The organism is Ensifer sp. Root423 (assembly GCF_001426275.1).
Taxonomy (GTDB): domain Bacteria; phylum Pseudomonadota; class Alphaproteobacteria; order Rhizobiales; family Rhizobiaceae; genus Ensifer; species Ensifer adhaerens.
On the sequence record NZ_LMEG01000001.1, the window covers coordinates 174,190 to 200,663 of the forward strand.

20 protein-coding genes are annotated in these 26,474 nt (G+C 63.8%); 19 read left to right on the forward strand and 1 reads right to left on the reverse strand.

The genetic code is table 11. The annotated features are described in order from the left end of the window. The first annotated feature begins 19 nt into the window (after nucleotides 1–19). The 9 genes from ASD01_RS00850 (at nucleotide 20) to ASD01_RS00890 (ending at nucleotide 11,146) form a co-directional block, all read left to right on the forward strand. Complete coding sequence (locus ASD01_RS00850; protein ID WP_060528867.1) at nucleotides 20–1,483, forward strand: UDP-N-acetylmuramoyl-L-alanyl-D-glutamate--2,6-diaminopimelate ligase; 1,464 nt, start codon at nucleotides 20–22, stop codon at nucleotides 1,481–1,483. Between the two features lies 1 nt (nucleotide 1,484). Continuing rightward, nucleotides 1,485–2,939, forward strand: coding sequence for a UDP-N-acetylmuramoylalanyl-D-glutamyl-2,6-diaminopimelate--D-alanyl-D-alanine ligase (locus ASD01_RS00855; protein ID WP_034792439.1), 1,455 nt, complete (start codon nucleotides 1,485–1,487; stop codon nucleotides 2,937–2,939). A gap of 231 nt (nucleotides 2,940–3,170) precedes the next feature. Continuing rightward, nucleotides 3,171–4,271, forward strand: coding sequence for a phospho-N-acetylmuramoyl-pentapeptide-transferase (gene mraY, locus ASD01_RS00860; RefSeq protein WP_034792441.1), 1,101 nt, complete (start codon nucleotides 3,171–3,173; stop codon nucleotides 4,269–4,271). A 7-nt stretch (nucleotides 4,272–4,278) separates the two neighbouring features. Next, nucleotides 4,279–5,670, forward strand: coding sequence for a UDP-N-acetylmuramoyl-L-alanine--D-glutamate ligase (gene murD / locus ASD01_RS00865; RefSeq protein ID WP_034792444.1), 1,392 nt, complete (start codon nucleotides 4,279–4,281; stop codon nucleotides 5,668–5,670). Nucleotides 5,671–5,766: 96 nt separating this feature from the next. Then, a complete protein-coding gene (ftsW, locus tag ASD01_RS00870; RefSeq protein ID WP_034792447.1) occupies nucleotides 5,767–6,921 on the forward strand; it encodes a putative lipid II flippase FtsW in 1,155 nt (384 codons plus the stop codon). 3 nt (nucleotides 6,922–6,924) lie between these two features. Next, nucleotides 6,925–8,049, forward strand: a complete 1,125-nt coding sequence (murG, locus tag ASD01_RS00875) for an undecaprenyldiphospho-muramoylpentapeptide beta-N-acetylglucosaminyltransferase (RefSeq protein WP_034792449.1) — start codon at nucleotides 6,925–6,927, stop codon at nucleotides 8,047–8,049. Further along, complete coding sequence (gene murC, locus ASD01_RS00880) at nucleotides 8,046–9,455, forward strand: UDP-N-acetylmuramate--L-alanine ligase (protein ID WP_034792455.1); 1,410 nt, start codon at nucleotides 8,046–8,048, stop codon at nucleotides 9,453–9,455. The genes murG and murC overlap by 4 nt, the downstream gene beginning before the upstream one ends. A gap of 2 nt (nucleotides 9,456–9,457) precedes the next feature. Further along, nucleotides 9,458–10,432: a UDP-N-acetylmuramate dehydrogenase gene (murB, locus tag ASD01_RS00885; RefSeq protein ID WP_034792458.1), complete on the forward strand. Its 975-nt coding sequence runs from the start codon at nucleotides 9,458–9,460 to the stop codon at nucleotides 10,430–10,432. 240 nt (nucleotides 10,433–10,672) lie between these two features. Beyond that, nucleotides 10,673–11,146 (forward strand): hypothetical protein, encoded by a 474-nt coding sequence (locus ASD01_RS00890; RefSeq protein ID WP_156623604.1) that lies wholly within the window; start codon nucleotides 10,673–10,675, stop codon nucleotides 11,144–11,146. A gap of 167 nt (nucleotides 11,147–11,313) precedes the next feature. Here ASD01_RS00890 and ASD01_RS00895 read toward each other — a convergent pair whose 3' ends face one another. Further along, nucleotides 11,314–12,624 (reverse strand): MFS transporter, encoded by a 1,311-nt coding sequence (locus ASD01_RS00895; protein ID WP_034792460.1) that lies wholly within the window; start codon nucleotides 12,622–12,624, stop codon nucleotides 11,314–11,316. Between the two features lie 320 nt (nucleotides 12,625–12,944). On the opposite strand from ASD01_RS00895, the gene aqpZ reads away from it, so the two are divergent. The 10 genes from aqpZ to ligA all read left to right on the forward strand — a co-directional run bounded on the left by aqpZ (nucleotide 12,945) and on the right by ligA (nucleotide 26,444). After that, nucleotides 12,945–13,631 (forward strand): aquaporin Z, encoded by a 687-nt coding sequence (gene aqpZ / locus ASD01_RS00900; protein WP_034792491.1) that lies wholly within the window; start codon nucleotides 12,945–12,947, stop codon nucleotides 13,629–13,631. 310 nt (nucleotides 13,632–13,941) lie between these two features. Further along, nucleotides 13,942–14,868, forward strand: coding sequence for a D-alanine--D-alanine ligase (locus ASD01_RS00905; protein ID WP_034792494.1), 927 nt, complete (start codon nucleotides 13,942–13,944; stop codon nucleotides 14,866–14,868). Then, nucleotides 14,856–15,806 carry a cell division protein FtsQ gene (ftsQ, locus tag ASD01_RS00910; protein ID WP_034792496.1) on the forward strand — a complete coding sequence of 317 codons (951 nt, stop codon included), beginning with the start codon at nucleotides 14,856–14,858 and terminating at the stop codon, nucleotides 15,804–15,806. The genes ASD01_RS00905 and ftsQ overlap by 13 nt, the downstream gene beginning before the upstream one ends. Then, nucleotides 15,803–17,134, forward strand: a complete 1,332-nt coding sequence (gene ftsA / locus ASD01_RS00915) for a cell division protein FtsA (RefSeq protein WP_034792498.1) — start codon at nucleotides 15,803–15,805, stop codon at nucleotides 17,132–17,134. Before ftsQ ends, ftsA begins: the two co-directional genes overlap by 4 nt. 105 nt (nucleotides 17,135–17,239) lie before the next feature. Beyond that, the gene (gene ftsZ, locus ASD01_RS00920; protein WP_034792500.1) at nucleotides 17,240–19,027 is read left to right on the forward strand and encodes a cell division protein FtsZ; all 1,788 of its coding nucleotides are present in this window, start codon (nucleotides 17,240–17,242) and stop codon (nucleotides 19,025–19,027) included. 334 nt (nucleotides 19,028–19,361) lie between these two features. Beyond that, on the forward strand, nucleotides 19,362–20,315 hold the full coding sequence (gene lpxC, locus ASD01_RS00925; protein ID WP_034792502.1) for a UDP-3-O-acyl-N-acetylglucosamine deacetylase: 954 nt from the start codon (nucleotides 19,362–19,364) through the stop codon (nucleotides 20,313–20,315). A gap of 173 nt (nucleotides 20,316–20,488) precedes the next feature. Next, nucleotides 20,489–21,355, forward strand: coding sequence for an outer membrane protein assembly factor BamD (locus ASD01_RS00930; protein WP_034792504.1), 867 nt, complete (start codon nucleotides 20,489–20,491; stop codon nucleotides 21,353–21,355). 37 nt (nucleotides 21,356–21,392) lie between these two features. Continuing rightward, on the forward strand, nucleotides 21,393–23,066 hold the full coding sequence (gene recN, locus ASD01_RS00935) for a DNA repair protein RecN (RefSeq protein ID WP_034792506.1): 1,674 nt from the start codon (nucleotides 21,393–21,395) through the stop codon (nucleotides 23,064–23,066). A 159-nt stretch (nucleotides 23,067–23,225) separates the two neighbouring features. Further along, complete coding sequence (locus ASD01_RS00940) at nucleotides 23,226–24,215, forward strand: hypothetical protein (protein ID WP_060643522.1); 990 nt, start codon at nucleotides 23,226–23,228, stop codon at nucleotides 24,213–24,215. A gap of 75 nt (nucleotides 24,216–24,290) precedes the next feature. Continuing rightward, the gene (gene ligA, locus ASD01_RS00945) at nucleotides 24,291–26,444 is read left to right on the forward strand and encodes an NAD-dependent DNA ligase LigA (protein WP_060528755.1); all 2,154 of its coding nucleotides are present in this window, start codon (nucleotides 24,291–24,293) and stop codon (nucleotides 26,442–26,444) included. Nucleotides 26,445–26,474 lie beyond the last annotated feature (30 nt).

A 26,474-nucleotide genomic window follows, 5' to 3' on the forward strand; every position in this document is an offset into this window, starting at 1 on the left:
CGATGCGAGACGTGCGTTCATGAAGATCAAAGACCTGGCGGGATCGAGCTTCCCGGAACTTTCGGCGCAACTGAGCGGCGCTGCCGCCGATATCGACGTTGCCGGACTGACGGCCGATAGCCGGCAGGTTCAGCCAGGGGATCTCTTCGTCGCCGTTTCCGGCAGCAAGGCCAATGGCAGCGCCTATGTCGCCGATGCCCTGAAGCGCGGCGCGGTCGCCGTCGTCACCGAAGCTGGCTCAGACGTCGACACTTCGGCAGCGCCGGTCCTGAAGCTTTCCGAACCTCGCGCCTTTCTCGCCCGCGCTGCCGCTGCCTTCTATGGCCGCCAGCCGGAAACCATGGTCGCCGTCACCGGCACCGCTGGCAAGACCTCGGTCGCCTCCTTCACCCGCCAGGTCTGGGCGCATTCCGGTCTTGCAGCCGCGATGATCGGCACGACCGGCGTCGTCGCACCCGGGCGTAACGATTACGGCTCGCTGACGACGCCCGATCCGGTGTCGCTGCACAAGCTGCTCGCCGAACTTGCCGATGCCGGCGTCACCCATGCGGCGATGGAGGCCTCCAGCCACGGCCTCGACCAGAGCCGGCTCGACGGCGTGCGCCTGTCGGCTGCCGCCTTCACCAATCTCGGCCGCGATCACATGGACTACCACCCGACGGTGGAGCACTACATGGCCTCCAAGATGCGGCTGTTCGAGGCGCTGTTGCCGAAGGGCGCGCCCGCGGTGATTTTTGCCGACGACCAGTGGTCGGACCAGGCGATCGCTGCTGCCCGCAAGGCCAAGCTCGACGTGCGAACGGTCGGCCGCAAGGGCGATTACATTTCTCTGAAGCGGGTCGAGCACTTCCGCCACAAGCAGTCGGCCGAAGTGCATGTCGGCGACGACATCTTCGAAATCCACATTCCGCTTGCCGGCGACTTCCAGGTGGCCAATGCGCTCGTGGCGGCCGGCCTTGCCATGTCCACCGGCATCAGCGCCAAGGCTGCCTTCTCCGCGCTTGAAAAGCTGCAGGGGGCCTCCGGTCGTCTTGAACTGGTCGGCCAGACCAGGGACGGCGCGCTCGCCTATGTCGATTACGCCCACAAGCCGGATGCGCTGGAAAACGTGCTCGCCTCGGTGCGGCCGTTCACGACCGGCCGCGTCGTCGTGGTGTTCGGCTGCGGCGGCGACCGCGACAAGGGTAAGCGCCCGATCATGGGCGAGATCGCCACCCGGCTTGCCGACGTGACGATCGTGACCGACGACAATCCGCGCTCGGAAGTGCCCGATGTGATCCGCGCCGAAATCATGGCGGCGGCCAGGGGCGCCATCGAAATCGGCGACCGCGCCACGGCGATCCGCACGGCGGTCGGCATGCTGAAGACCGGCGACACGCTGATCGTCGCCGGCAAGGGGCACGAGGAGGGGCAGACGATCGGCTCCGTCACGTTGCCCTTCTCGGATCACGCGGAGGTCCGCAAGGCATTGGGAGGCTTGTGATTTGAACTGGCTCTGGACAAGCAGCGATCTCCTGGCCGCCATGAATGGCCGGCCGGTCGGCAATCTGCCTGAAGGCATCTCGGGGATCTCCATCGACAGCCGCTCGATCGGCAAGGGCGAAGCCTTCTTCGCGATCAAGGGTGATCGCGTGGATGGCCACGACTATGCGGGTATCGCGCTCGCCAATGGCGCCGCGGTGCTGGTCGTCAGCGAAGGCAAGCTGCCGGCGCTCGGACGGCTGAATGCGCCGATGATCGTCGTCGACGACGTGCTCGAAGCGATGATCCGGCTCGGCTGTGCGGCGCGCGACCGCAGTGCCGCCAAGATCATCGCCGTCACCGGTTCGGTCGGCAAGACGACCACCAAGGAGATGTTGCGCCACGTGCTTCAGCCGCAGGGCCGCGTACATGCGTCGGTCGCCTCCTTCAACAATCACTGGGGTGTGCCGCTGACGCTTGCGCGCATGCCCGAGGCAACCGATTTCGGCGTCTTCGAAATCGGCATGAACCATCCGGGCGAGATCCGGCCGCTGACCGCCATGGTGCGCCCGCATGTGGCCATCGTCACCAGCATCGCTGCCGCCCATCTTGGCAATTTCGAGAGCCTCGACCAGATCGCCGAAGCCAAGGCCGAGATCTTCGAAGGCGTCGTCAATGGCGGCCACGCGCTGATCATTCACGACAGCCCGCAGTACAAGCTGCTCGAAGACGCCGCGGCAGCGGCCGGCGTCAGCCACATCCATTCCTTCGGCGCCAACCCGAAGGCCGAATTCCGGCTGGTTGAATTCAGCGGCGGTGCGGAGGGTTCCATTCTCTGGGCCGGCATCGGCGGTCGCACGTTGGAAGTCGCGATCGGTGCCCCCGGGCGTCACATCGCCGAGAATGCCGTTGCGGTTCTCGCAGCGGTGAAGCTTGCTGGCGGCGATCTCGACTATGCGGCTTCGGCGCTCGCAACCATGCAGGCCGAAACGGGCAGGGGCCGGCGCCACACGCTTTCGATCGGCGGCGGTACGCTGAAGCTGATCGACGAGAGTTACAACGCCAATCCGAGCTCGATGCGGGCGGCAATTTCGCTGCTGCGCGACAGCGAGCCGCCGGTCGGCGGCCGTCGTGTCGCCGTGCTCGGCGACATGCTCGAAATGGGCGAACACGCGGCCGAGGTGCATGCGGCCCTTGCCCGTCCGCTCATCGAAGCCGGTATTACCGATGTCTGGCTCGCCGGACCGCTGATGGCGCACCTGCGCGACGCGCTTCCGCCCGAAGTTTCGGTGATCTATCGCGAGAGCGTTGAGGACCTCAAAGCCTATGCGCTGGCCGCTGTCGCGCCGGGCGACGTTGTCATGGTCAAGTCGTCCAAGGGAACCGGCTGCGCCAAGATCGTGCAGGCGCTGATCGAGAGCTATCCGGAGACGCAAGCCGAGGAATACGGGGCCGAGGGAACCGAAGCCGAGGGGTAGCCGGCGTAATAAAAGCCGGCGGAACCGCCCATGATGGCGCGGTGGATACAGTTTGAGGTTAGGCGGCGCGCCCTAACACTTTCGCATGCAAGCGCGTATCGTTTTTCAGATGATTCTGTTGGACGTGTTTCGAAATACTACGGCGCCGCGTCTCCCGGGGCGGGAAAGCTTCGCTGTAACACTTTAAACTGCTGCATCATTGTGCAGGAAACCTTTGGGGAAAGGTCCCTTATGCTCATTTGGCTTGTGGAACTGGCGGACCACTTTCAGTTTTTCAATCTTTTTCGCTACATCACGTTCCGCACCGGCGCGGCGCTCTTCACGTCGGCCATGATCGTCTTCCTCTTCGGGCCCGCGATGATCGCCTCGCTGCGCATCCGCCAGGGCAAGGGCCAGCCGATCCGCGCCGACGGGCCGCAGACGCATTTCAAGAAGGCCGGCACGCCGACCATGGGCGGCCTGATGATCCTGGCCGGCATCGTCGTCTCGTCGCTGCTGTGGGCCGATCTGTCGAGCGTCTACGTGGTCTCGACGCTGCTCGTCACGCTCGGCTTCGGCGCCATTGGCTTCTATGATGATTACCTCAAGGTTACGAAGCAGTCGGACAAGGGTTTTTCCGGAAAGGCACGCCTCGGCATCGAATTCGTGATCGCGGCGATCGCCGTGTTCTTCATGATGCAGGCCTCGCTTTCGGGCGGTCCGTCCGGCTCCACTTTCGGCTCCTCCGTCACTTTCCCCTTCTTCAAGGACCTGATCGTCAATCTCGGCTATTTCTTCGTGCTGTTCGGTGGCTTCGTCATCGTCGGCGCCGGCAATGCCGTGAACCTGACCGACGGTCTCGACGGTCTTGCGATCGTGCCTGTGATGATCGCCGCTGCCGCCTTCGGCCTGATCGCGTATCTCGCTGGTAACGCCGTCTTCGCCAACTATCTGCAGATCCATTTCGTGCCCGGCACGGGCGAGCTTGCCGTCATCCTCGGCGCTGTCATCGGCGCCGGCCTCGGCTTCCTCTGGTTCAATGCGCCGCCGGCCGCCATCTTCATGGGCGACACCGGGTCGCTGGCGCTTGGCGGCCTGATTGGCACCGTTGCCGTCGCCGTCAAGCACGAGATCGTCATGATCATCATCGGCGGCCTCTTCGTCATGGAGACGCTGTCGGTCATCATCCAGGTCTTCTGGTTCAAGCGCACCGGCCGCCGCGTCTTCCTGATGGCGCCGATCCACCACCACTTCGAAAAGAAGGGCTGGACCGAGAGCCAGGTCGTGATCCGGTTCTGGATCATCGCCGTCATCCTGGCGATGGTTGGCCTCTCCACCCTCAAGCTGCGGTGAGCGGACGATGATCCCGGTCACTTCCTTCAAGGGCAGGAAAGTCGCTCTCTGCGGTCTCGGCGGTTCGGGCCTTGCGACCGCGCAGGCGCTCGTCGCCGGTGGTGCCCAGGTTACCGCATGGGACGACAACCCGGATAGCGTCGCCAAGGCTTCGGCCGCAGGCGTGCCGACGGCGGACCTGCGCACCGTCGACTGGGCGGCCTTTGCCGCCTTCGTGCTTTCGCCCGGCGTGCCGCTTACGCATCCCAAGCCGCACTGGACTGTGGATCTTGCCCATGCGGCTGGTGTCGAGATCATCGGCGACGTCGAACTTTTCGTGCGCGAACGCCGGGCGCATGCGCCCGATTGCCCCTTCATCGCGATAACCGGCACCAACGGCAAATCGACGACGACGGCGCTGATCGCACATATCCTCAAGGAAAGCGGCCGAGACACGCAGCTCGGTGGCAATATCGGCACCGCGGTGCTGACGCTTGATCCTCCGAAGGCCGGGCGCTTCTACGTGGTCGAGTGCTCGTCCTACCAGATCGATCTGGCGCCGACGCTGAACCCGACGGCAGGCATTCTGCTCAACCTGACACCCGATCATCTCGATCGCCACGGCACGATGCAGCATTACGCCGACATCAAGGAACGGCTGGTCGCCGGTAGCGGCACGGCAATCGTCGGTGTCGACGACAGTTTCTCGGCGCTGATCGCCGATCGGGTCGAGCGCGCCGGCACCAGGACCGTGCGGATCTCCCGTCGCCATGTGCTGGCAAGCGGCCTCTATGCCGAGGGCTCGCGCATCCTGAAGGCTGAAGGTGGCACTTCCGGCCTGTTCGTCGATCTCGACGGCATCCAGACGCTGCGCGGCGGTCACAACGCCCAGAACGCAGCCGCGGCCATCGCGGCCTGCCTTGCGGTCGGCGTCAGCGCGGCGGAAATCCACGCCGGCCTGAAGAGCTTCCCCGGTCTCAAGCACCGCATGCAGCCGGTCGGCCGCAAGGGTACGGTGGTCTTCGTCAACGACAGCAAGGCGACCAATGCGGATGCGGCGGCGCCGGCGCTTTCGAGCTATGACCGCATCTACTGGATCGCCGGCGGTCTGCCGAAGGAAGGGGGCATCACGACGCTTGCACCCTTCTTCCCGAAGATCGCCAAGGCCTATCTGATCGGCGAGGCCGCACCGGCTTTCGCCGCGACGCTTGGCGAAGCGGTTCCCTATGAGATCTCGGGCACGCTGGAGCAGGCGGTAGCGCATGCCGCGGCCGATGCCGGCAGGGACGAGACGGGCGGCTCGGCGGTGATGCTCTCACCGGCTTGCGCAAGCTTCGACCAGTATAAGAACTTCGAGGTACGCGGTGATGCCTTCGTCGGCCATGTGCGCGCGATCGAAGGCGTGACGATGCTGATTTGATCCCTCGGCCGGCGCGCATGCGTGCCGGTCGATGCGGAAGGTGGTGCGGGATTTCGGACGTGGGCGCGATGGGCGCCGGAGAAGGGGACTGACAAGATGGTAAGCCGAGCCGAACGTGGCCCCGTGGCCGACTGGTTCTGGACGATCGACAGGTTCTTTCTGGCGACCTTCATCCTGTTGATGGGCGTCGGCTTCATGCTGTCCTTTGCGGCGAGCCCCGCGGTTGCCGAGCGCATCGGCCTCGACAGCTTCCACTTCGTCCGGCGTCACGCACTCTTCCTTCTGCCGTCGCTGGTGGTGATGGTGGGGATTTCCTTCCTCTCGCCGCGCCAGGTCCGGCGCGCGGCGATTCTGCTTCTTGCCGGTTCGCTCGGCATGATGGTGCTGGTGCTCTTCATCGGCGAAGAGGTGAAGGGCTCGATGCGCTGGATTTCGCTCGGTGGGATTTCGATCCAGCCGTCGGAGTTCATGAAACCGGCCTTCGTCGTCGTCTGTGCCTGGCTGTTTTCCGAACATGCGCGCCAGCCGGAAATCCCCGGTAATCTCTTTGCCATCCTGCTCTTCGGCATCGTCGCGGCCCTGCTTGTCGCCCAGCCCGACCTCGGCCAGACGATCCTGACCACCGCCGTCTGGGGCGGCATGTTCTTCATGGCCGGCATGCCCTGGCTCTGGATCATCCTGCTTGGCGGTGCGGCCCTCGGCGGCTTCTTCGTCGCCTATACGTTGCTGCCGCACGTGGCCGCGCGTATCGACAAGTTCCTGACGGGCGAAGGCGACACCTTCCAGATGGATACCGCCCGCGAGGCGATCATCCGCGGCGACTGGTTCGGCCGGGGCCCGGGCGAAGGCATCGTCAAGCGCATCATCCCGGACAGCCATACCGACTTCGTCTTTTCCGTTGCCGCCGAGGAATTCGGCATCGTCTTCTGCATGGTCATCGTGCTGATCTTCGCCTTCCTGGTGATGCGCGGCCTCAACCATGCCTTCCGCGAACGCAACGACTTCAACCGGTTCGCCGTTGCCGGCCTGGTGCTTCAGATCGGCATCCAGTCGATGATCAACATCGGCGTGAACCTCGAACTGCTTCCGGCCAAGGGCATGACCCTGCCGCTGATCTCCTATGGTGGCTCGTCCATGGTGGCGATCTGCGTCACTGCCGGCTTCATCCTGGCCTTGACCCGTCACCGCCCGGAGAAGCGCGCCGTGGAGCGCAGCCTGTTTCGGTCCGGCATTGGCGTGCCGGCGGAGTAAAATATGACTAAAGGCATCATCCTGCTTGCCGCCGGCGGTACCGGCGGCCATCTCTTTCCGGCAGAAGCGCTGGCCCACGAGCTGAAGGCCATGGGCTATTCGGTGCATCTGGTCACCGATAGCCGCGCCGAACGTTATGCCGGCAAGTTCCCGGCCGACGAGGTTCATGTCGTGCCTTCGGCGACAATCGGCTCGAAGAACCCGGTCAGCGTCGTCAAATCGCTCTGGACGCTGTGGAGCGGCATGCGCGCGGCGAGAAAGCTGATTGCCCGGCTGAAGCCCAAGGCCGTCGTCGGCTTCGGTGGCTACCCGACCGTGCCGCCGCTCTTGGCGGCAACCGGCATGGGTGTGCCGTCGATCATCCACGAGCAGAACGCCGTCATGGGCCGCGCCAACAAGGCGCTGGCCTCGCGCGTCAAGGCGATCGCCGGTGGCTTTCTTCCGGAGGGCACGGGCGCCTTTGCCGCGAAAACCGTGACGACGGGCAACCCCGTTCGCCCGGCGGTGCTAGCCGCCGCCAACACGCCCTATGTGTCGGCTGTCGGCGACGCGCCATTCCATCTCGTCGTCTTCGGCGGCAGCCAGGGCGCACAGTATTTTTCCAAGGCAGTACCGCAGGCGATCTGCCGTCTGGACGACGAGGTTCGCCAGCGATTCAAGGTCACGCAGCAGGCCCGGCCGGAAGACAGGGACGGCGTGATCGCCACCTATGAGAAGCTCGGTGTGCCCGCCGAGGTCTCGCCGTTCTTCACCGATATGGCCGAGCGCATCGCCGGCGCTCAGCTCGTCATTTGCCGCTCCGGCGCCTCGACGGTATCGGAGCTTGCGGTCATCGGCCGGCCGGCGATCCTCGTGCCCTATCCCTATGCGCTCGATCACGACCAGGCGGCCAATGCAGCCGCCCTTGCCGCCAAGGGTGGCGCACGCGTGATCGCGCAGGCCGAACTCACCGCCGACCGTCTCGCCGGCATCCTCAATGATGCGATCGCCAAGCCGCAATCGCTCGCGGAGATGGCGGCAAATGCCCGGGAAACCGGCAAGCCGGACGCAGCAAGCTTGCTTGCATCCCTCGTAGAGGCTATTGCCAGCGGTTTGACAGTCGAGAAATTCAGGGAAACACGCTCATGAAAATGCCGAAAACCATCGGGCTGGTCCATTTCATCGGTATCGGCGGCATCGGCATGAGCGGCATCGCCGAGGTGCTGCACAATCTCGGACACAAGGTCCAGGGTTCCGACCAGTCCGACAGTGCCAATGTGCAGCGCCTGCGCGCCAAGGGCATCGAGGTCTTCGTCGGCCACAAGGCGGAAAACCTCGGCGAAGCAGAGGTGATCGTCGTTTCGACCGCGATCAAGAAGGACAATCCGGAACTGATCGCCGCGCGCGAGAAGTTCCTTCCCGTCGTGCGCCGCGCCGAGATGCTGGCCGAGCTCATGCGCTTCCGCAATGCGATCGCGATCGGCGGCACGCATGGCAAGACGACCACGACCTCGATGGTCGCAGCGCTGCTCGAGGCCGGCGGGCTCGACCCGACCGTCATCAACGGCGGCATCATCAATGCCTATGGCACCAACGCCCGAATGGGCGAGGGCGAGTGGATGGTGGTTGAGGCCGACGAATCCGACGGCACCTTCCTGAAGCTGCCGGCTGACGTTGCAATCGTCACCAATATAGACCCGGAACATCTCGACCACTACGGCAATTTCGATGCCGTGCGCGCCGCGTTCCGCCAGTTCGTCGAGAACGTGCCCTTCTACGGTTTCGGCGTGCTCTGCCTCGACCATCCGGAAGTGCAGACCATGGTCGGCAAGATCGAGGACCGCAAGGTCGTGACCTACGGCGAGAACCCGCAGGCCGACGTGCGCTTCCACAACATCCGCATGGACGGCGCCACCTCCGTCTTCGACATCGAGATCCGCCGCCGGCGCACCGGCCAGGTGATCCCGATGAAGGACCTTCGCCTGCCGATGCCCGGCCGCCACAACGTGTCCAATGCGACCGCGGCGATCGCCGTTGCGCAGCGCCTCGGCGTCAGCCCGGAAGCGATCGCCAAGGGGCTTGCCTCCTTCAGCGGCGTCAAGCGCCGCTTCACGCTGACCGGCGAGACGAACGGCGTGCGCGTCTATGACGACTACGGCCACCATCCGGTCGAGATCAAGGCGGTGCTGCGCGCCGCGCGCGAGGCCTGCCGGGGCCGAATCATCGCCGTGCACCAGCCGCACCGCTACTCGCGCCTTTCGAGCCTGTTTGAAGATTTTTCGGCCTGCTTCAACGATGCCGACACGATCCTGATCGCGCCTGTCTATGCGGCCGGCGAAGACCTCATTCCGGGCGCAACGGCCGAGGAACTGGTCGATCGCATCAAGGCGGGTGGCCATCGCGACGCCCGTTACGTCTCCGGTCCGGAGGCAATCGCGCCGGTTGTCAGCAAGATTGCACAGCCCGGCGATTTTGTGGTTCTCTTGGGGGCTGGCAGCATCACCTACTGGGCGGCTGCCCTGCCTAAGGAACTCGCGGATATTTCAGGAAATTGAGCATGAAACAGGTCAACGGTCAGAAACTACTGGAATCGCTCGGAAGTGGCGTCAGCGCTGTGCGCGGCCGTATCACGCCGGATGCGCCGATGGATCGTGTCACCTGGTTCCGCGCCGGCGGTCTTGCCGAGCTGATGTTCCAGCCGCACGACACCGACGATCTCATCACCTTCCTGAAGCTGGTCCCGGCTGAAGTGCCGGTCATGGTTGTCGGCGTCGGCTCGAACCTGCTGGTGCGCGACGGCGGCATTCCCGGCGTCGTCATCCGGCTGTCGGCCAAGGGTTTTGGCGATCTGGAACTGGTCGGCGAAAACCGCATCAAGGCCGGCGCGATCTGCCCGGACAAGAACATCGCGGCCATGGCGCTCGATCACGGCATTGGCGGCTTCTACTTCTACTACGGCATTCCCGGCTCGCTCGGCGGCGCGCTGCGCATGAACGCCGGCGCCAATGGTGCCGAGACCCGCGAGCGGGTCGTCGAGGTGCACGCGGTCGACCGTCAGGGCAACCAGCATGTGCTGTCGAATGCCGACATGGGCTATGCCTACCGCCATTCGGCGGCGGCGAAGGACCTCATCTTCACCCACGCGGTGTTCGAAGGCTACGCCGAGGACAAGAACAAGATCCGCACCGACATGGATGCCGTGCGCCAGCATCGCGAAACGGTGCAGCCGATCCGCGAAAAGACCGGTGGCTCGACCTTCAAGAACCCGGAGGGCCACTCGGCCTGGAAGCTGATCGACGAGGCCGGCTGCCGCGGCATGATGATCGGTAGCGCGCAGATGTCGCCGCTGCACTGCAACTTCATGATCAACACCGGCCAGGCGACCGGCTACGAGCTCGAATATCTCGGCGAAACCGTGCGCCAGCGCGTGCTCGAACATTCCGGCGTCCGGCTCGAATGGGAGATCAAGCGCATCGGCAACTTCATGCCGGGCTACGAGATCAAGGAGTTCCTCGGCCGCGGCATCGCGTAAGGCTCGGTTGCGAGACGTAATCTGAAAGGCCGTGGCGGAAGCGCTGCGGCCTCTTGTTTTTCCGGCGGGCGGCAAGCGGCTGCCAGCGCCTTTGCAGAATGCCGGGGTCCCTACTCAATCACGGTCGAGGAGAAAGCTCGAGTGCGTTGCTTGCAAAGACTGTCGTATGCGAGGTTGCTCGCCGTTTCATCCCTATTGGCCAATCTTGCGTTCTTTGCGCCCGTCAAAGCTATGGATGAGGTGCGTCTGCAAGCTGCCGTCGCCTCGCTCGGTGACGGTGCTGACGCCCAGCGTCTCGAAGCCAGGGTTGCCGATCTCGTAAAATCAGGCGACCAGATCGAGCTTGCAAAGCTGGCCGAACAGATCCGGATGAAAGACGGCGATTTCCTCGACATGCTGGCAAAGTTCTATGAGCAGCCGGAGCAAGCGAACGCGACGCCCGGTTGGCAGCAGATCGCACTCTCAATGGGGCCATGCCACTACGCCAACGCTGCCATCCGCATCGTCGCGATGAAGATCGCGAACGGCACTCACCCAGCCATCCGAAACGGCGTTGTCATGATCGACGGCACGGAGGTCGACAATATTTTCGCGGAATCGATGCATCGCTGCGAGTTGATTGCGCGTCTTCCCAAGTCCACGCGGCAGGTCGGCTCTAGCTGCGCCATGACCGGCGACTGCGCCGACGATCCGGACCTCATGGAGCAGCAGTGAGTCGAGCAGCCAGCGCTTTGCTGGCGCTGGCCCGCCGCGTGCTGCGATCGTCATCGGATTGGCTTCGGAGGCTTCGCGAACAGAGGGCGCCAAACGAAAGGGCCGCAGCGTTGCCGCTGCGGCCCTTCTTGGTTGTGATCGGCCGCGCTAGGCGGGGCCAGTCGTGATCAGGCCGAAACCTCGTCTTCCGTCGACAGCACCAGGCACAGAAGCGTGATGGCGGCGGCGGCCAGCAGGTAGTAGCCGACGTAATCGAGGCTGTAGTTGGTGGCGAGCCAGGTGGCGATGTACGGCGCCAGCGACGCGCCGAAGATGCCGGCGAGGTTGAAGGTCATGGACGCGCCGGTGTAGCGCACCGAGGTCGGGAAGGGGGCTGCCAGCGCTGCGCCGATCGGGCCGTAGGTGAGGCCCATGAGGCCGAGGCCGATGATCGAGAACAGGAAGGCGCCGCCAAGGCCGCCGGCAAGAAGCGGGGCCATGAACAGGCCGAAGACGCCGATGCCGATGGTGGTGATGATCAAGATCATGCGACGGCCGTAGCGGTCCGAGAGGATACCGGCAACCGGGATCATCAGGCCGAAGAAGACGACGCCGGTCATCTGCACGACCAGGAACTGCTCACGCGAATAGCCGAGCTTCGCCGTGCCCCAGGAGAGCGAGAAGACGGTCATCAGGTAGAACAGCACGAAGGTCGCAAGCGCCACGAAAGTGCCGAGCACCAGGCTGCGCTTGTGGAAACGGAAGATCTCGGCGATCGGCACCTGCACGCGCTCGTGCTTGTCGACGGCCTTCTGGAACTCTGGCGTTTCGGTGATCTTCAGGCGGACATAAAGGCCGACGGCGACGAGCAGGATGCTGGCGATGAACGGCACGCGCCAGCCCCAGGCGAGGAAGGCTTCGTTGCTCATCACTTCGCCGAGGATCAGGAAGGTGCCGGCCGACAGGATGAAGCCGATCGGCGCGCCGAGCTGCGGGAACATGGCGTACCAGCTGCGCTTGCCCTCAGGCGCATTCTCGGTGGCAAGCAGCACTGCGCCGCCCCATTCGCCGCCAAGGCCGAGACCCTGGCCGAAACGGCAAAGCGCGAGCAGCAGCGGAGCTGCGACGCCGATCGTGGCATAGGTCGGCAGAAGGCCGATGACGACCGTGGAGATGCCCATGGTCATCAGCGCCGCCACCAGCGTCGCCTTGCGGCCGACCTTGTCGCCGAAGTGGCCGAAGATCACGGCGCCGAAGGGGCGGGCGAAAAAAGCGATCGAGAAGGTCGCGAAGGATTGCAGCATTGCCGAGGTCGGGTCCGAGCCCGGGAAGAACAGGTGCGGGAACACCAAAACGGCGGCGGTGGCGTAAACGTAGAAGTCGAAGAATTCGATGGTCGTGCCGACGAGGCTTGCGAACAGCACCCGGGCAGGGGAGTTCACTGCCGCGTGCTTTGACGCATTGTCCTTCGGCGACAGGGAGGTTGTCGCGTCTGTCATTATCATTGTTCCTATGGATGTAAGACCGTCTTGGGAGGCGGGTGCGGGCGTCTTAACGCAAGTTTCGACATGACGAAACCCTGATATCGTAAGAAGTGCGAACGATATCGGCGTCATGCGCATCATTATTCTGTCGGCGCTCCGCCCTGGGGCCGCGGCGCGGGACGGCCTTTTCGCTTGCGCCTCAACTGCTTTGCCGTAGGCAGATTTTCACGTTTTGCGGGAGCTTTGTTTGGCGGGACAACCCGGATTGACGAGAATCAAATTGTGGCAAACTCTCGACGGCGAAGCGATCGGCTTCGTTTTTCAGGAGCGAATGCATGTTCAAAAGGCTTTCTGCGGAATTTCTCGGTACATTCTGGCTCGTTTTCGGCGGTTGCGGCAGCGCCGTGCTGGCGGCTGCCCTTCCTGAGGTCGGTATTGGTTATCTCGGCGTCTCCTTTGCTTTTGGCCTGACGGTGCTGACCATGGCCTATGCGGTCGGCGGCATTTCCGGCGGGCATTTCAATCCGGCCGTCTCGGTGGGGTTGCTGGTTGCCGGCAAGTTCCCGGCGCACAAACTTGTCGGCTATGTCATCGCCCAGGTGCTGGGTGCCATCGCCGCGGCGGCGGTTATCTATCTGATCGCCAGCGGCAAGGGGGATTTCCAGCTCGGTGGCTTCGCTGCCAACGGTTACGGCGCGCATTCGCCGGGCGGCTACTCGCTGACGGCGGCGCTGGTTGCCGAGGTGGTGCTAACCGCCTTCTTCCTGTTCATCATTCTCGGCTCCACCCATGGCCGAGTGCCCGCGGGCTTTGCGCCGATCGCCATCGGCCTGGCGCTGACACTGATCCATCTGGTCTCGATCCCGGTGACGAACACGTCGGTCAATCCGGCCCGCTCGACGGGGCAGGCGCTCTTCGTCGGCGATTGGGCGGTCGCGCAATTGTGGCTGTTCTGGGTGGCGCCGATCGTCGGCGCGGCGATCGCCGGCATCGTCTGGAAGATTGTCGGTGATGACGACTGATCCAATTCGGATGCCGTCAGGCATAGACCCGCCGCCCTGGCTGCGGCGGGTTTTTTCATTTTTTCTTCTGTTTATGCATTAGATTCAAGATTACTCCGCAACCCTTTGATCTCTCGCTAAAATGCCTTGTTCCACATGCGCTTGCGCCTGCAGGCGGCGTTTCATTTCCTGACCGGGGTTAACGAAAGTAAACGGTTCGTTAACCTTAATGACGTTCTAGTGACCCCAATGGCGCAGCTGACTCGCGAGGGCGGGAGCCAGCCAGACGCAAGGAAACCTTGCGATAGTGGCGTATTGTCTGGGGGTTTGAATGAACGGCAAGCATGTGGCTGTCCTGATGGGCGGATTTTCTTCGGAGCGACCGGTTAGCCTGTCGTCCGGGGCTGCCTGTGCGGATGCCCTGGAGGCTGCCGGCTATCGCGTCACCCGGATCGACGTCGATCGCAATGTCGCAGAGACGCTGGCCGCGCTGCGACCCGACGTTGCCTTCAACGCCCTTCATGGACCGTTCGGCGAGGACGGCACGATCCAGGGCATCCTCGAATATCTTGAGATCCCCTACACCCATTCCGGCGTACTGGCCTCGGCGCTCGCCATGGACAAGGCGCAGGCCAAGCACGTTGCGGCTGCTTCGGGCATTCCAGTTGCCGATGCGCAGGTCATGGATCGCCATGCCTTTGGTCCGAAGCACCCGATGAAGCCGCCATACGTGGTCAAGCCGGTTTCCGAAGGCTCCAGCTTCGGTGTCGTCATCGTCAAGGAAGATCAGTCGCATCCGCCGCAGGTGGTGACATCGAGCGAATGGCGTTACGGCGACCGAATCATGGTCGAGCGTTATGTCGCCGGCCGAGAACTGACCTGTGGTGTCATGGGCGACAAGGCGCTCGGCGTCACCGAAATCATCCCGCAGGGCCATGCCTTCTACGATTATGATTCCAAATATGTAAAAGGTGGTTCGCGTCACGTCATTCCGGCACAGATTTCACCAAATATTTACCAAAAAATACAAACACTCGCTCTGAAGGCGCATCAGGCAATCGGTTGCCGGGGCGTCAGCCGATCCGACTTTCGTTTCGATGACAGTTCCTCCGCCGAGGGCGAGCTGATCTGGCTGGAGATCAACACCCAGCCCGGCATGACACCGACCTCCCTGGTGCCCGAGATGGCCGCGCATGCCGGCTACAGCTTCGGTGAGTTTTTGAGTTGGATGGTGGAGGACGCGTCGTGTTTGCGTTGAGGGGCAAAAGGGGCAAGAGGGTTCGTCACCTCGATGGCGCCGCCGCCGTCGATGTGGATGGCGCGCGCGTACTGCCGCGTCCGCTTCGTCGCGTCGTGCGCTTCTTCGTCAGCCTCGGCGCTGGCCGCATCCGCTTTCCCGCCTATACCGGCACGCTGTCGGCGATCGCCTTTTTCGCCGCCACCGGCTTTTACGGCATGTCGCTCGGCGGCCATACGCAGAATTTCGCGCAGGCCTCGACCACGGCCGCAGGCTTCGCGATCGAAGACGTCAAGGTTTCCGGCAACGACCAGACCTCGGAAATCGACATTCTCCAGCAGCTCGGCCTCGACGGCACGACGTCGCTGGTGGCGCTCGATATCGCCGAGGCACGCAAGCTGATTGCGGAAATGCCCTGGGTGCAGGGCGTCACCGTTCGCAAGATCTATCCCGGCACGATCGAGGTTAGCCTCACCGAGCGCAAGGCCTTCGGCATCTGGCAGCACGGTTCGGATCTTTCGCTGATCGAGCGCAGCGGCAGCGTGATCGCGCCCTTGCGCGACAACAAGTTTGCCGCTCTGCCGCTCTTCGTCGGCCGTGACGCCGAAACGGCGGCTGCCGATTTCTACGACGAGTTTTCCCGCTGGCCGGAGATCCGCTCGCGCGTGAAGGCCTTCGTGCGCGTGGCCGGCCGCCGCTGGGACCTGCGCCTCGACAACAGCATCGTCGTCAAGCTGCCGGAGCACGACGTCGCCCGGGCGATGAAGGTGCTCTCCGACATGGAAAGCCAGCACCAGCTCCTCGATCGCGATATCGCTGCCGTGGATCTGAGGCTCGAAGACAGAACAACAGTTCAGTTGACGCCGGACGCAGTGACCCGGCGCGAAGTTGCCTTGAAGGCGAGGGACAAGATGCTGAAGGCGCAGGAGACCGAAAAGAAGAAAGAAGGCCGCATATGAGTCTATTCGGTTCCTCCAGCTTTGGCCTGCCGCGCCTGAAGCCGCTTTCCTCGAAGCGGTCTCATGTCGTCTCGGTGCTGGATATCGGTTCGACCAAGGTGGTCTGCATGATCGGCCGGCTGACGCCGCGCGCCGAAAGCCAGATCCTGCCCAACCGTACGCATAGCGTCGAAATCATCGGCATCGGCCACCAGAAGTCCCGCGGCGTCAAGAACGGCGTCGTCGCCGACCTCGATGCGGTCGAGAGCGTCGTACGGCTCGCCGTGGATGCGGCCGAGCGCATGGCCGGCCTCACCATAGACAGCCTGATTGTCAACGTTTCGGCCGGCCGGCTGCAGAGCGACGTCTATACGGCGACGATCGATCTCGGCGGCCAGGAAGTCGACGCCAATGATCTGCGCAAGGTTCTCTCCGCCGCCGGCCAGCAGTCGCTGCGCTCCGACCGCGCCATCCTGCACTCGCTGCCGACGGGCTTCTCGCTCGACGGCGAGCGCGGCATCCGCGATCCGCTCGCCATGTTCGGCGACGTTCTCGGCGTCGACATGCATGTGCTGACGGCCGAACGGGCAGCGCTCAAGAACCTCGAACTCTGCGTCAACCGCGCCCACCTTTCGGTCGAGGGCATGGTGGCGACCCCCTATGCCAGCGGTCTTGCCGCTCTCGTCGACGACGAGGTCGAGCTCGGCTGTGCGGCGATCGACATGGGTGGCGGCACGACGACGATCTCGGTCTTTGCCGAAGGCAAGCTGGTTCACGCTGACGCTGTCAGCCTCGGCGGCCATCACGTGACGACGGATCTGGCGCGTGGTCTTTCGACCCGCATCGAGGATGCCGAACGGCTGAAGGTCGTGCACGGGTCGGCTCTGCCCAACAGCGCCGACGAACGCGACATCGTATCGGTTCCGCCGATCGGCGAGGACGACCGCGATCAGCCGACGCATGTGCCGCGCGCACTTGTGTCGCGCATCGTGCGCGCCCGCATCGAAGAGACGCTGGAACTCATCCGCGATCGCATCCAGCGCTCGGGCTTCAGCCCGATCGTCGGCAAGCGAATCGTTCTGACGGGCGGCGCCAGCCAGCTGACCGGCCTGCCGGAAGCGGCTCGCCGCATCCTCGCCCGCAATGTTCGCATTGGCCGTCCGCTCGGAGTTTCCGGGCTGCCGGCCGCTGCCAAGGGCCCGGCCTTCTCCACGGCGGTCGGCCTGATGATCTATCCGCAGGTCGCCGACCTCGAGACCCATGCCTCCCACGGCGGCATGTTCTCGGCGCTCGGCGCCGGCAACGGCCGCATCGCCCGCATGGGCCAGTGGCTGAAAGAGAGCTTTTGAGTGACGGCCGGCTCCGACAGGGACGGGGCCGGGTGAAGACAAACTAGGACTTTGAAAGATTTGGCCGGCTCGGCAAGGCGGCCAGAAACCAGAAGGAACGGGACTATGACTATCAACTTGCAGAAGCCGGATATCACGGAGCTGAAGCCCCGCATCACCGTCTTTGGTGTAGGTGGCGGCGGCGGCAATGCTGTCAACAACATGATCACCGCAGGCCTCCAGGGCGTCGATTTCGTCGTCGCCAACACGGATGCCCAGGCACTGACCATGACCAAGGCCGAGCGCATCATCCAGATGGGCGTTGCCGTCACCGAAGGTCTCGGCGCCGGTTCGCAGCCGGAAGTCGGCCGTGCGGCCGCCGAAGAGTGCATCGATGAGATCATCGATCACCTCAACGGCACCCACATGTGCTTCGTCACCGCCGGCATGGGTGGCGGCACCGGCACCGGTGCAGCCCCGATCGTCGCGCAGGCCGCCCGCAACAAGGGCATCCTGACGGTCGGCGTCGTCACCAAGCCGTTCCATTTCGAAGGCGCGCGCCGCATGCGGCTCGCCGACCAGGGCATCGCCGAACTGCAGAAGTCGGTCGACACCCTGATCGTCATCCCGAACCAGAACCTCTTCCGCATCGCCAACGACCGCACGACCTTTGCGGACGCGTTTGCTATGGCCGACCAGGTTCTCTATTCGGGCGTTGCCTGCATCACCGACCTCATGGTCAAGGAAGGCCTCATCAACCTCGACTTCGCCGACGTCCGCTCGGTGATGCGCGAAATGGGCCGCGCCATGATGGGCACCGGCGAAGCTTCGGGCGAAGGCCGCGCACTGGCCGCCGCCGAAGCCGCGATCGCCAACCCGCTGCTCGACGAAACCTCGATGAAGGGCGCCCAAGGCCTCCTGATCTCGATCACCGGCGGCCGCGACCTCACCCTGTTCGAACTCGACGAAGCGGCTACCCGTATTCGCGAAGAAGTCGACCCGGATGCCAACATCATCCTCGGCGCGACGTTCGACGAAGACCTCGAAGGCCTCATCCGCGTCTCGGTCGTTGCCACCGGCATCGACCGCACGGCCGCGGAGGTGGCGGGTCGTTCCGCCGACTTTCGTCCGGTAGCAGCAAAGCCGGTCGTCCGCCCGTCCGCCGCCGTTCCGGCCCAGCAGCCGCAGCCGGTTGCCCAGCACCAGCCGGCCCCGGTTCACCAGCCGGTGATGCAGCAGCCGGTCGCACAGCCGGTTCAGCAGCCGATGCAGCAGCAGGCAACCGCCGACCAGATCGCAGCCGCCATCCGCGAAGCCGAAATGGAGCGCGAGCTCGACATCGCGACCCGGGCTGCCCAGGTGCAGGCCCAGGCCCCGGTTCAGCAGCCGATGCACGACGACAACTTTCGTCCCCAGAGCAAGCTTTTCGCCGGTGCTGCACCGGTAGAGGCCGCTCCGGTCATGCGCCAGCCGCAGCCGCAGATGCAGCCGGTTCAGCCCCAGCCGCAGCCGATCATGCGCCAGGAGCCCGTCGCTCCGGTCATGCGCCAGCAGCCGGAACAGGTTCGCATGCCGAAGGTCGAAGACTTTCCGCCGGTCGTAAAGGCAGAGATGGACCGCCGCGCACAGCCGGCTGCCCCGATGCAGGAAGAGCGCGGCCCGATGGGTCTGCTCAACCGCATCACCAGCTCGCTCGGCCTGCGTGACCGCGAACAGACCCCGGCAGCCGCCGACATGACGGCTTCCGCCCCGACCGCTGCTTCCCAGCAGCGCCGGCCGCTCTCGCCGGAAGCGAGCCTCTATGCGCCGCGCCGCGGCCAGCTTGACGATCACGGTCGCGCTTCGCCGCAGGCGCGCCCGCAAGAAGATGATCAGCTCGAAATCCCGGCGTTCCTGCGCCGTCAATCGAACTGATTGGAAGGCTCGTTCCTTCACCTTGCCGAATGCCCGGGCAACTGCCCGGGCATTTTTGCATTTTGTTCATTATTTCAGGTGTTTGATTCGATGTTACGGACCGTCGCAAATGCGTAACAAAGCGAAACGAACAGTGATTTGGAATGGTGCCTCCAAACTCCTATTTTCAGACTCGGAATTGGGGACGCATGCGATTCGATCAAGCGCTGTCTGTTCGAAACGCAGAGGACCGGTCGTTGAGCCGGGACTCTCGGGCATCTTTCTTGTGCCCTGAAGATCGTTGCGTCCACCAGCAGGTTTTGGCCATTGGCCACAGGTATTGAAAGTGACGAGAATGGGAATCGAATTGCTCGGGTTTCAGACGACGATTGCAAGCCCGGTAACGCTCAAGGGAATTGGCGTTCATTCCGGTGCGGAAGTGTCGATCACCTTCCATCCGGCCGAAGCCGATGCGGGCATCGTTTTCCAGCGCGTTCTCTCCAACGGCCGGGTCAGCGAATACAAGGCGGTTTCCTCGCAGGTCGGCAACACCGATCTCTGCACCGTTCTCGGCATGTCGCCGGCGACTTCGATCGCCACGATCGAGCATGTGATGGCGGCGATCTACGCGCTCGGCCTCGACAACCTCACGGTCGAAGTGCACGGCGCCGAAATGCCGATCATGGACGGCAGCTCCGAACCCTTCATCGACGCGATCGAGCAGGTGGGCGTTCGCGCCCTTGCGGTCAAGCGTCGCTACATCCGCATCGTCAAGCCGGTGCGCATCGAATCGGGTGCCTCCTGGTCGGAGTTCACGCCCTATGACGGCATGCGCTTCGAGGTCGAGATCGATTTCGATTGCCCGCTGATCGGCCGCCAGGCCTGGAAGGGCGACATGACGCCTTCGGTCTTCAAGCGCGAGCTGTCGCGTGCCCGCACCTTCGGCTTCATGCGCGATGTCGAACGCCTCTGGGCTGCTGGTTTTGCGCTCGGCTCCTCGCTCGAAAACTCCGTCGTCATTTCCGACGACAACACGGTGATCAACGTCGAGGGCCTGCGCTACACCGACGAATTCGTGCGCCACAAGACGCTCGATGCGGTTGGCGACCTCTCGCTCGCCGGCGCGCCGTTCATCGGCTGCTACCGCTCGTACCGCGGCGGCCACAAGATGAACGCCAACGCGCTGAAGGCACTTCTCAGCGACCCGACGGCCTACGAAGTCGTCGAAACGGCAACCCCGCGCCAGCGTACCCGCGCGCGCGATATGGTTGCAGTGGCAGCTCCGGGCTTCGCGCCCTGGTCCGCATAACAAGAAAAGTCATCATCTCCTCCAGTCGCCGGCCGAAAGGCCGGCATTTTCATGATAGAGCTGCCACAAATTTGCATGAATCACCGATCATGACGTTGCGGTCTCAAGGTAACTTGCTCTAAAAGCGCATGTCTGGCGGGGTCCATGCCCGCAGAATGGAACGGGAATATCCGATGGTTCTTGCAGTTTCTGTGGATTTGAAAAAGTCAGCGCGCGTCGCCGCCGTCATTGTCGCGGCCGTTGCCGGCAGCGCCCTGATTACCGCCTGCCAGAACGATCCCGATATCGACATCACCAAGCTGACGGCCGAAACCGATCCGCCGGAAGTGCTCTACAATCAGGGCCTCGCCAACCTCAATGCCGGCAAGACGACGGAGGCGGCGCGCAAGTTCGAAGCGCTCGACCGCCAGCATCCGTTCTCGGAATATGCCCGCAAGGCGCTGGTCATGAACGCCTTTGTTTCTTACCGTAACGGTCAGTACCAGGAGGCGATCAACGCCACCGGCCGCTACCTCAATCTTTATCCGCAGTCGGAAGACGCGGCCTATGCGCAGTACATCCAGGGTCTCGCCTATACCAAGCAGATCCCGGCGGTGACGCAGGACCAGAAGCCGGCCTTCAAGGCGATCGAAGCCATGCAGGCGGTCGTAGACCGCTACCCGGACTCCGAATATGTCGACGACGCCAAGTCGAAGATCCGCTTTGCCCGCGACCAGCTGGCCGGCAAGGAGATGCAGGTCGGCCGCTACTATCTCGAGCGTAAGGAATACCTTGCCGCCGTGTCGCGTTTCCGCGTCGTCGTCGAGCAGTATCCGAACACCAACCAGGTTGAAGAAGCGCTGGCGCGCCTGACGGAAGCCTATTTCGCGATGGGCGTGACCCAGGAGGCGCAAACCGCTGCCGCCGTTCTCGGTCACAACTACCCGGACAGCCAGTGGTACAACGATAGCTTCAAGCTGCTGCAGTCGGGTGGCCTTGAGCCGCGTGAAAGCGGCAACTCCTGGATTTCGCGCGCCGCCAAGAAACTCGTCGGCGCCTGATATCTATCGGCGCCCTTCAAGGAAGATATAACCCCGGATGCTTGCCCAGCTTTCGATCCGCGATATCGTCCTGATTGAACGGCTCGATCTCAATTTCGACGCCGGGCTCTCGGTGCTGACCGGTGAAACCGGGGCCGGCAAGTCCATCCTTCTCGACAGCCTGTCGCTCGCCCTTGGCGGGCGCGGCGATGGCTCGCTCGTTCGCCACGGTTCCGACAAGGGGCAGGTGACGGCGGTCTTCGACGTGCCGATGGGGCATTCGGCGCGGCTGATGCTCAGGGAAAACGGCATCGACGACGACGGCGACCTGATCTTTCGTCGCGTGCAGTCGGCCGACGGCCGCACCAAGGCCTATGTCAACGACCAGCCGATCAGCGTCCAGCTGATGCGCCAGCTTGGCCAGATGCTGGTCGAAATTCACGGACAGCACGACGACCGCGCGCTCGTCGATATCGACGCGCACCGCACGCTTCTCGACGCCTTCGGTGGCACCGCCGAAGAAGCGGCGCATGTGAGCGAACTCTATCGCGCCTGGAAGGATGCCGAGCGCGGCCTGAAGAAGCACCGCGAGCGGGTCGAGGCGGCCGCGCGCGAGGCGGACTACCTTCGGTCTTCGGTCGAAGAACTGGAGAAGCTCAGCCCCCGCGACGGCGAAGAGGACGAGCTTGCCGAGAACCGGGCGCGGATGATGAAGGCCGAGCGCATCGCCGGCGACATCAACGAGGCCTCGGAGTTCCTGAACGGCAACGCTTCGCCGGTTCCGCTGATCGCCTCACTCGTGCGCCGTCTCGAGCGCAAGAGCCAGGAGGCGCCGGGCCTGCTCGAAGAAACGGTCGAGTTGCTCGACGGTGCGCTCAACCAGCTTTCGGACGCGCAGATGTCGGTCGAGCGGGCGTTGCGCAACACGGAGTTCGATCCGAAGGAACTGGAGCGGGTGGAGGAGCGGCTGTTCGCGCTGCGCGCCGCCAGCCGCAAATATTCGGTTCCGGTCACGGAACTGCCGGCACTCGCCGTTCGCATGATTTCCGATCTCGCCGATCTCGATGCCGGCGAGGAAAAGTTGAAGCAGCTCGATGCACAAGTCGGCGTGGCGCGGGTGGCGTTCGACGCTTCGGCGCGCTCGCTCTCCGAAAAGCGTCGCCATACCGCGACCGCGCTTTCCGACGCTGTCATGGCCGAACTGCCGGCGTTGAAGCTCGAGCGGGCACGCTTCATGGTCGAGGTGCAAAGCGATCCGTCGCTGCCGACGGTCGACGGTATCGACCTCGTCGAGTTCCACGTCCAGACCAACCCCGGCACGCGGCCGGGCCCGATCATGAAGGTGGCTTCCGGCGGCGAACTTTCGCGCTTCCTGCTGGCGCTGAAGGTGGCGCTTGCCGATCGCGGCTCGGCGCCGACGCTCGTCTTTGATGAAATCGACACCGGTGTCGGCGGTGCGGTGGCCGATGCTATCGGCCAGCGGCTGAAGCGGCTCTCGGCAACGGTGCAGGTGCTCTCCGTCACCCACGCGCCGCAGGTCGCGGCCCGTGCGGCAACGCATCTTCTGATCTCCAAGGGTCCTTCGACCGAGAAGGCCGAGATGATTTCCACCCGTGTCGCCCGCATGGACGACAAGGCGCGCACCGAGGAAATCGCCCGCATGCTTGCCGGCGCCTCGATCACCGAAGAGGCGAGGGCGGCTGCCGCTCGCTTGCTTTCCGGCAACGGCTAGATCATCCTGGCGCCAAGTGGAAGCATTGGCGGCTGAAGGATGCGATGTCCTCAGAATGTTCATCTGAACCCACGGTCTTGGGCTTCCTAAGCCTTTTGGTTGAATTGTTGCGCCGCTGCACCCGTGTTCTATTTCCTCTGCGGTTGGGGCACTTCGGGCATGTGGGAGAAACTTGAGCATAGACTGGAGATCCGGTTTGCGCAGATGCGTGCGCATCCGGAACTGATCCTGCTCATCGCGCTCGCCTATGCCGGCCTTATCCTGACGATAAAGGAAGCGAACCAGGAACTGGGTGGCTTCGGGGTGTTCGCGTGCATTGCGATCGCCGTGACTGCAGCAACTCTTGTCGCAAGGCTGCGACACGCCTCGCAGGTCGGGCTGGCGGAGGAGGAGGCCGATCCTCAGCCGCCGAACGCGGACGAAGTCACGCCATTGGCGCTTGTGGCGCCCTGTGCGCACGGGGACCGTTCCTATCTTGTCCGCGTCCCGGCGCCGACGGCGGTTGCCTATGAGGTGGTCCGCAAGGCACAGGATGTGTTTCGCAGCGGCGCGATCGATCCCGAAGAGGATATGAGGGCGTTCCATTCCGACCCCTACAGCCTGATCTGCCTGCAGGACCTCGACGGCAACATCTTCGGCTTCATCGACTACTACGCCTTCGAGAAGAACCACTTCAAGCTGTTCCTGCAGGGGCATTATGCCTTCGGCAACCTGCTGGCGAGCGGGCTGCTTGCCCATCCGCAGGCGCGAAAGGCGAAGGTCGTCTATCTCGCGACCATCCTCAATATGAGCTTCCTGCTCGATTCCATGCGCGCCGAGCGCCGCAGGCAGAACGGCATTCTCGTCTGGGCGACGGTTTCGGCGATCCTCGAACACCACACGTTCCCGCCCGACGGCATCGACATCTACAGCATCGGCTGGGACAAGGGCGGGGCCGCGATCCTGAAGATGTTCGGTCTGCAGCCGGTGAGCCGGGTGATGCGTGGCCAGGCGGAAGGCAAATGGATCTACTGCAAGCGTGGTGTCCAGAAAAAGGATCTCGAGGCCATCCGCTGCCGTTATCAGAGGCGCTATGAACGCTGGTGCGAACTGGATGTCAGGCCGCTTGTCGGGCTCGCGCCGGGGGCCGTCAATGCCATTGGCGCGTGAGCCGACGGCGCCGGACGGTCTTTTCTTTCCCATCAGTTGCTCTACAAAACGACTTCGAATCCGGAGTCGTCGCGCATGTCCCAAGAATTGAAACCCGTCGAGAATCTCAATGAAACGGAAGCGGCCGAAGAGCTTGCCTTTCTCGCGGCCGAGCTTGCGCGCCATGACGCGCTTTATCATGGCCAGGACGCGCCGGAGATTTCGGATGCGGACTATGACGCGCTGAAGCGGCGCAACGACGCGATCGAGCAGCGCTTTCCGGTACTCATCCGCGACGACAGCCCCTCGAAGAAGGTGGGTGCTGCACCCTCCGTCACCTTCCAGCCGGTCGTGCACGCCCGGCCGATGCTGTCGCTTGACAACACGTTTTCCGACGAGGACGCGCGCGATTTCGTCGCCTCGGTCTATCGTTTCCTCGGCCAATTGCCGGACAACTCCATCGCCTTTACCGCCGAGCCGAAGATCGACGGGCTCTCCATGTCGCTGCGCTATGAGAACCGCCGGCTGGTGACGGCCGCGACCCGCGGCGACGGCACGACTGGCGAAAACGTCACCGCCAATATCCGCACCATCGGCATGATCCCGCAGACGCTGCCGGCAGGTGCGCCCGATGTCGTCGAGGTGCGCGGCGAAATCTATATGGCGAAATCGGACTTTGCCGCGCTCAACGCCGAGATGGCGGCGCTCGGCAAGCCGCTCTATGTCAACCCGCGCAACACCGCTTCGGGCTCGCTGCGCCAGCTCGACGCCAAGGTGACGGSGAGCCGCAAGCTGCGTTTCTTTGCCTATGCCTGGGGCGAGATCTCGGAAATGCCCGCCGACACGCAGATGGGCATGGTCGAGGTGTTCAAGAGCTGGGGCTTCCCGGTTAACCCGCTGATGCAGCGGCTCTCCTCGGCCGACGCGCTGCTGGAGCATTACCACCACATCGAGCGCGAACGGCCGGATCTCGACTACGATATCGACGGCGTCGTCTACAAGGTCGACCGGCTCGACCTGCAGGCCCGCCTCGGCTTCCGTTCGCGCTCGCCGCGCTGGGCAACCGCGCACAAGTTTCCTGCCGAGCAGGCCTTCACCCGGCTGACGGCGATCGACATCCAGGTCGGCCGTACCGGCGCGCTGACGCCGGTGGCACGCCTTGAGCCGATCACGGTCGGTGGCGTCGTCGTCACCAACGCGACGCTGCACAACGAGGATTACATCAAGGGTCTCGGTAATTCGGGCGAGGCGATCCGCGAGGGCCGCGACATCCGCATCGGCGACATGGTGATCGTCCAGCGCGCCGGCGACGTCATTCCACAGATCGTCGACGTGGTCATGGACGAGCGCAAGGCGGGGAGCGAGCCCTATCGCTTCCCGACCACATGCCCGGTCTGCGGCAGCCATGCGGTGCGCGACATCAACGAGAAGACCGGCAAAGTAGATGCGGTGCGCCGCTGCACCGGCGGTTTCGTCTGCCGCGCGCAGGCCGTCGAGCACCTGAAGCACTTCGTCTCGCGCAACGCCTACGACATCGAGGGCCTCGGTTCGAAGCAGATCGAGTTCTTCTTCGAAAGCGAAGACCCGACGCTGATGATCCGCACGGCGCCGGATATCTTCACGCTGGAGAAACGCCAGGAGGCGTCGCTCACCAAGCTCGAAAACATCGACGGCTTCGGCCGCGTCAGCGTGCGCAAGCTTTACGACGCCATCAATACGCGCCGTTCGATCGCGCTGCAGCGTTTCATCTATGCGCTCGGCATTCGCCATGTGGGCGAGACGACGGCAAAGCTGCTGGCGCGTTCCTATGGCACCTACGAGCACTTCGGCGAGGCGATGCGCGACGCGTCGACGTTTACGGGCGACGCCTGGAATGAACTCAACAGCATCGACGGCATCGGCGAGGTGGTCGCCCGTGCCATCGTCGAGTTCTACAAGGAGCCGCGCAACCTCGAAGTCGTCACCCGGCTGTTGTTGGAGGTGACGCCGGAGGCAGCGGAAGCACCGGTTGCCTCAAACAGCCCGGTCGCCGGCAAGACTGTCGTCTTCACCGGTTCGCTCGAAAAGATGACGCGCGATGAAGCCAAGGCCAAGGCCGAGAGCCTCGGCGCCAAGGTGGCAGGTTCCGTGTCGAAGAAGACCGACATCGTCGTTGCCGGACCGGGTGCCGGCTCCAAGCTCGACAAGGCCCGCGAACTCGGCGTCGCGACCATGGACGAGGACGAGTGGCTGGCGCTGATCGGCGGGTAATCCCCGCCGGTTGCATGCAATCGGCAGAGC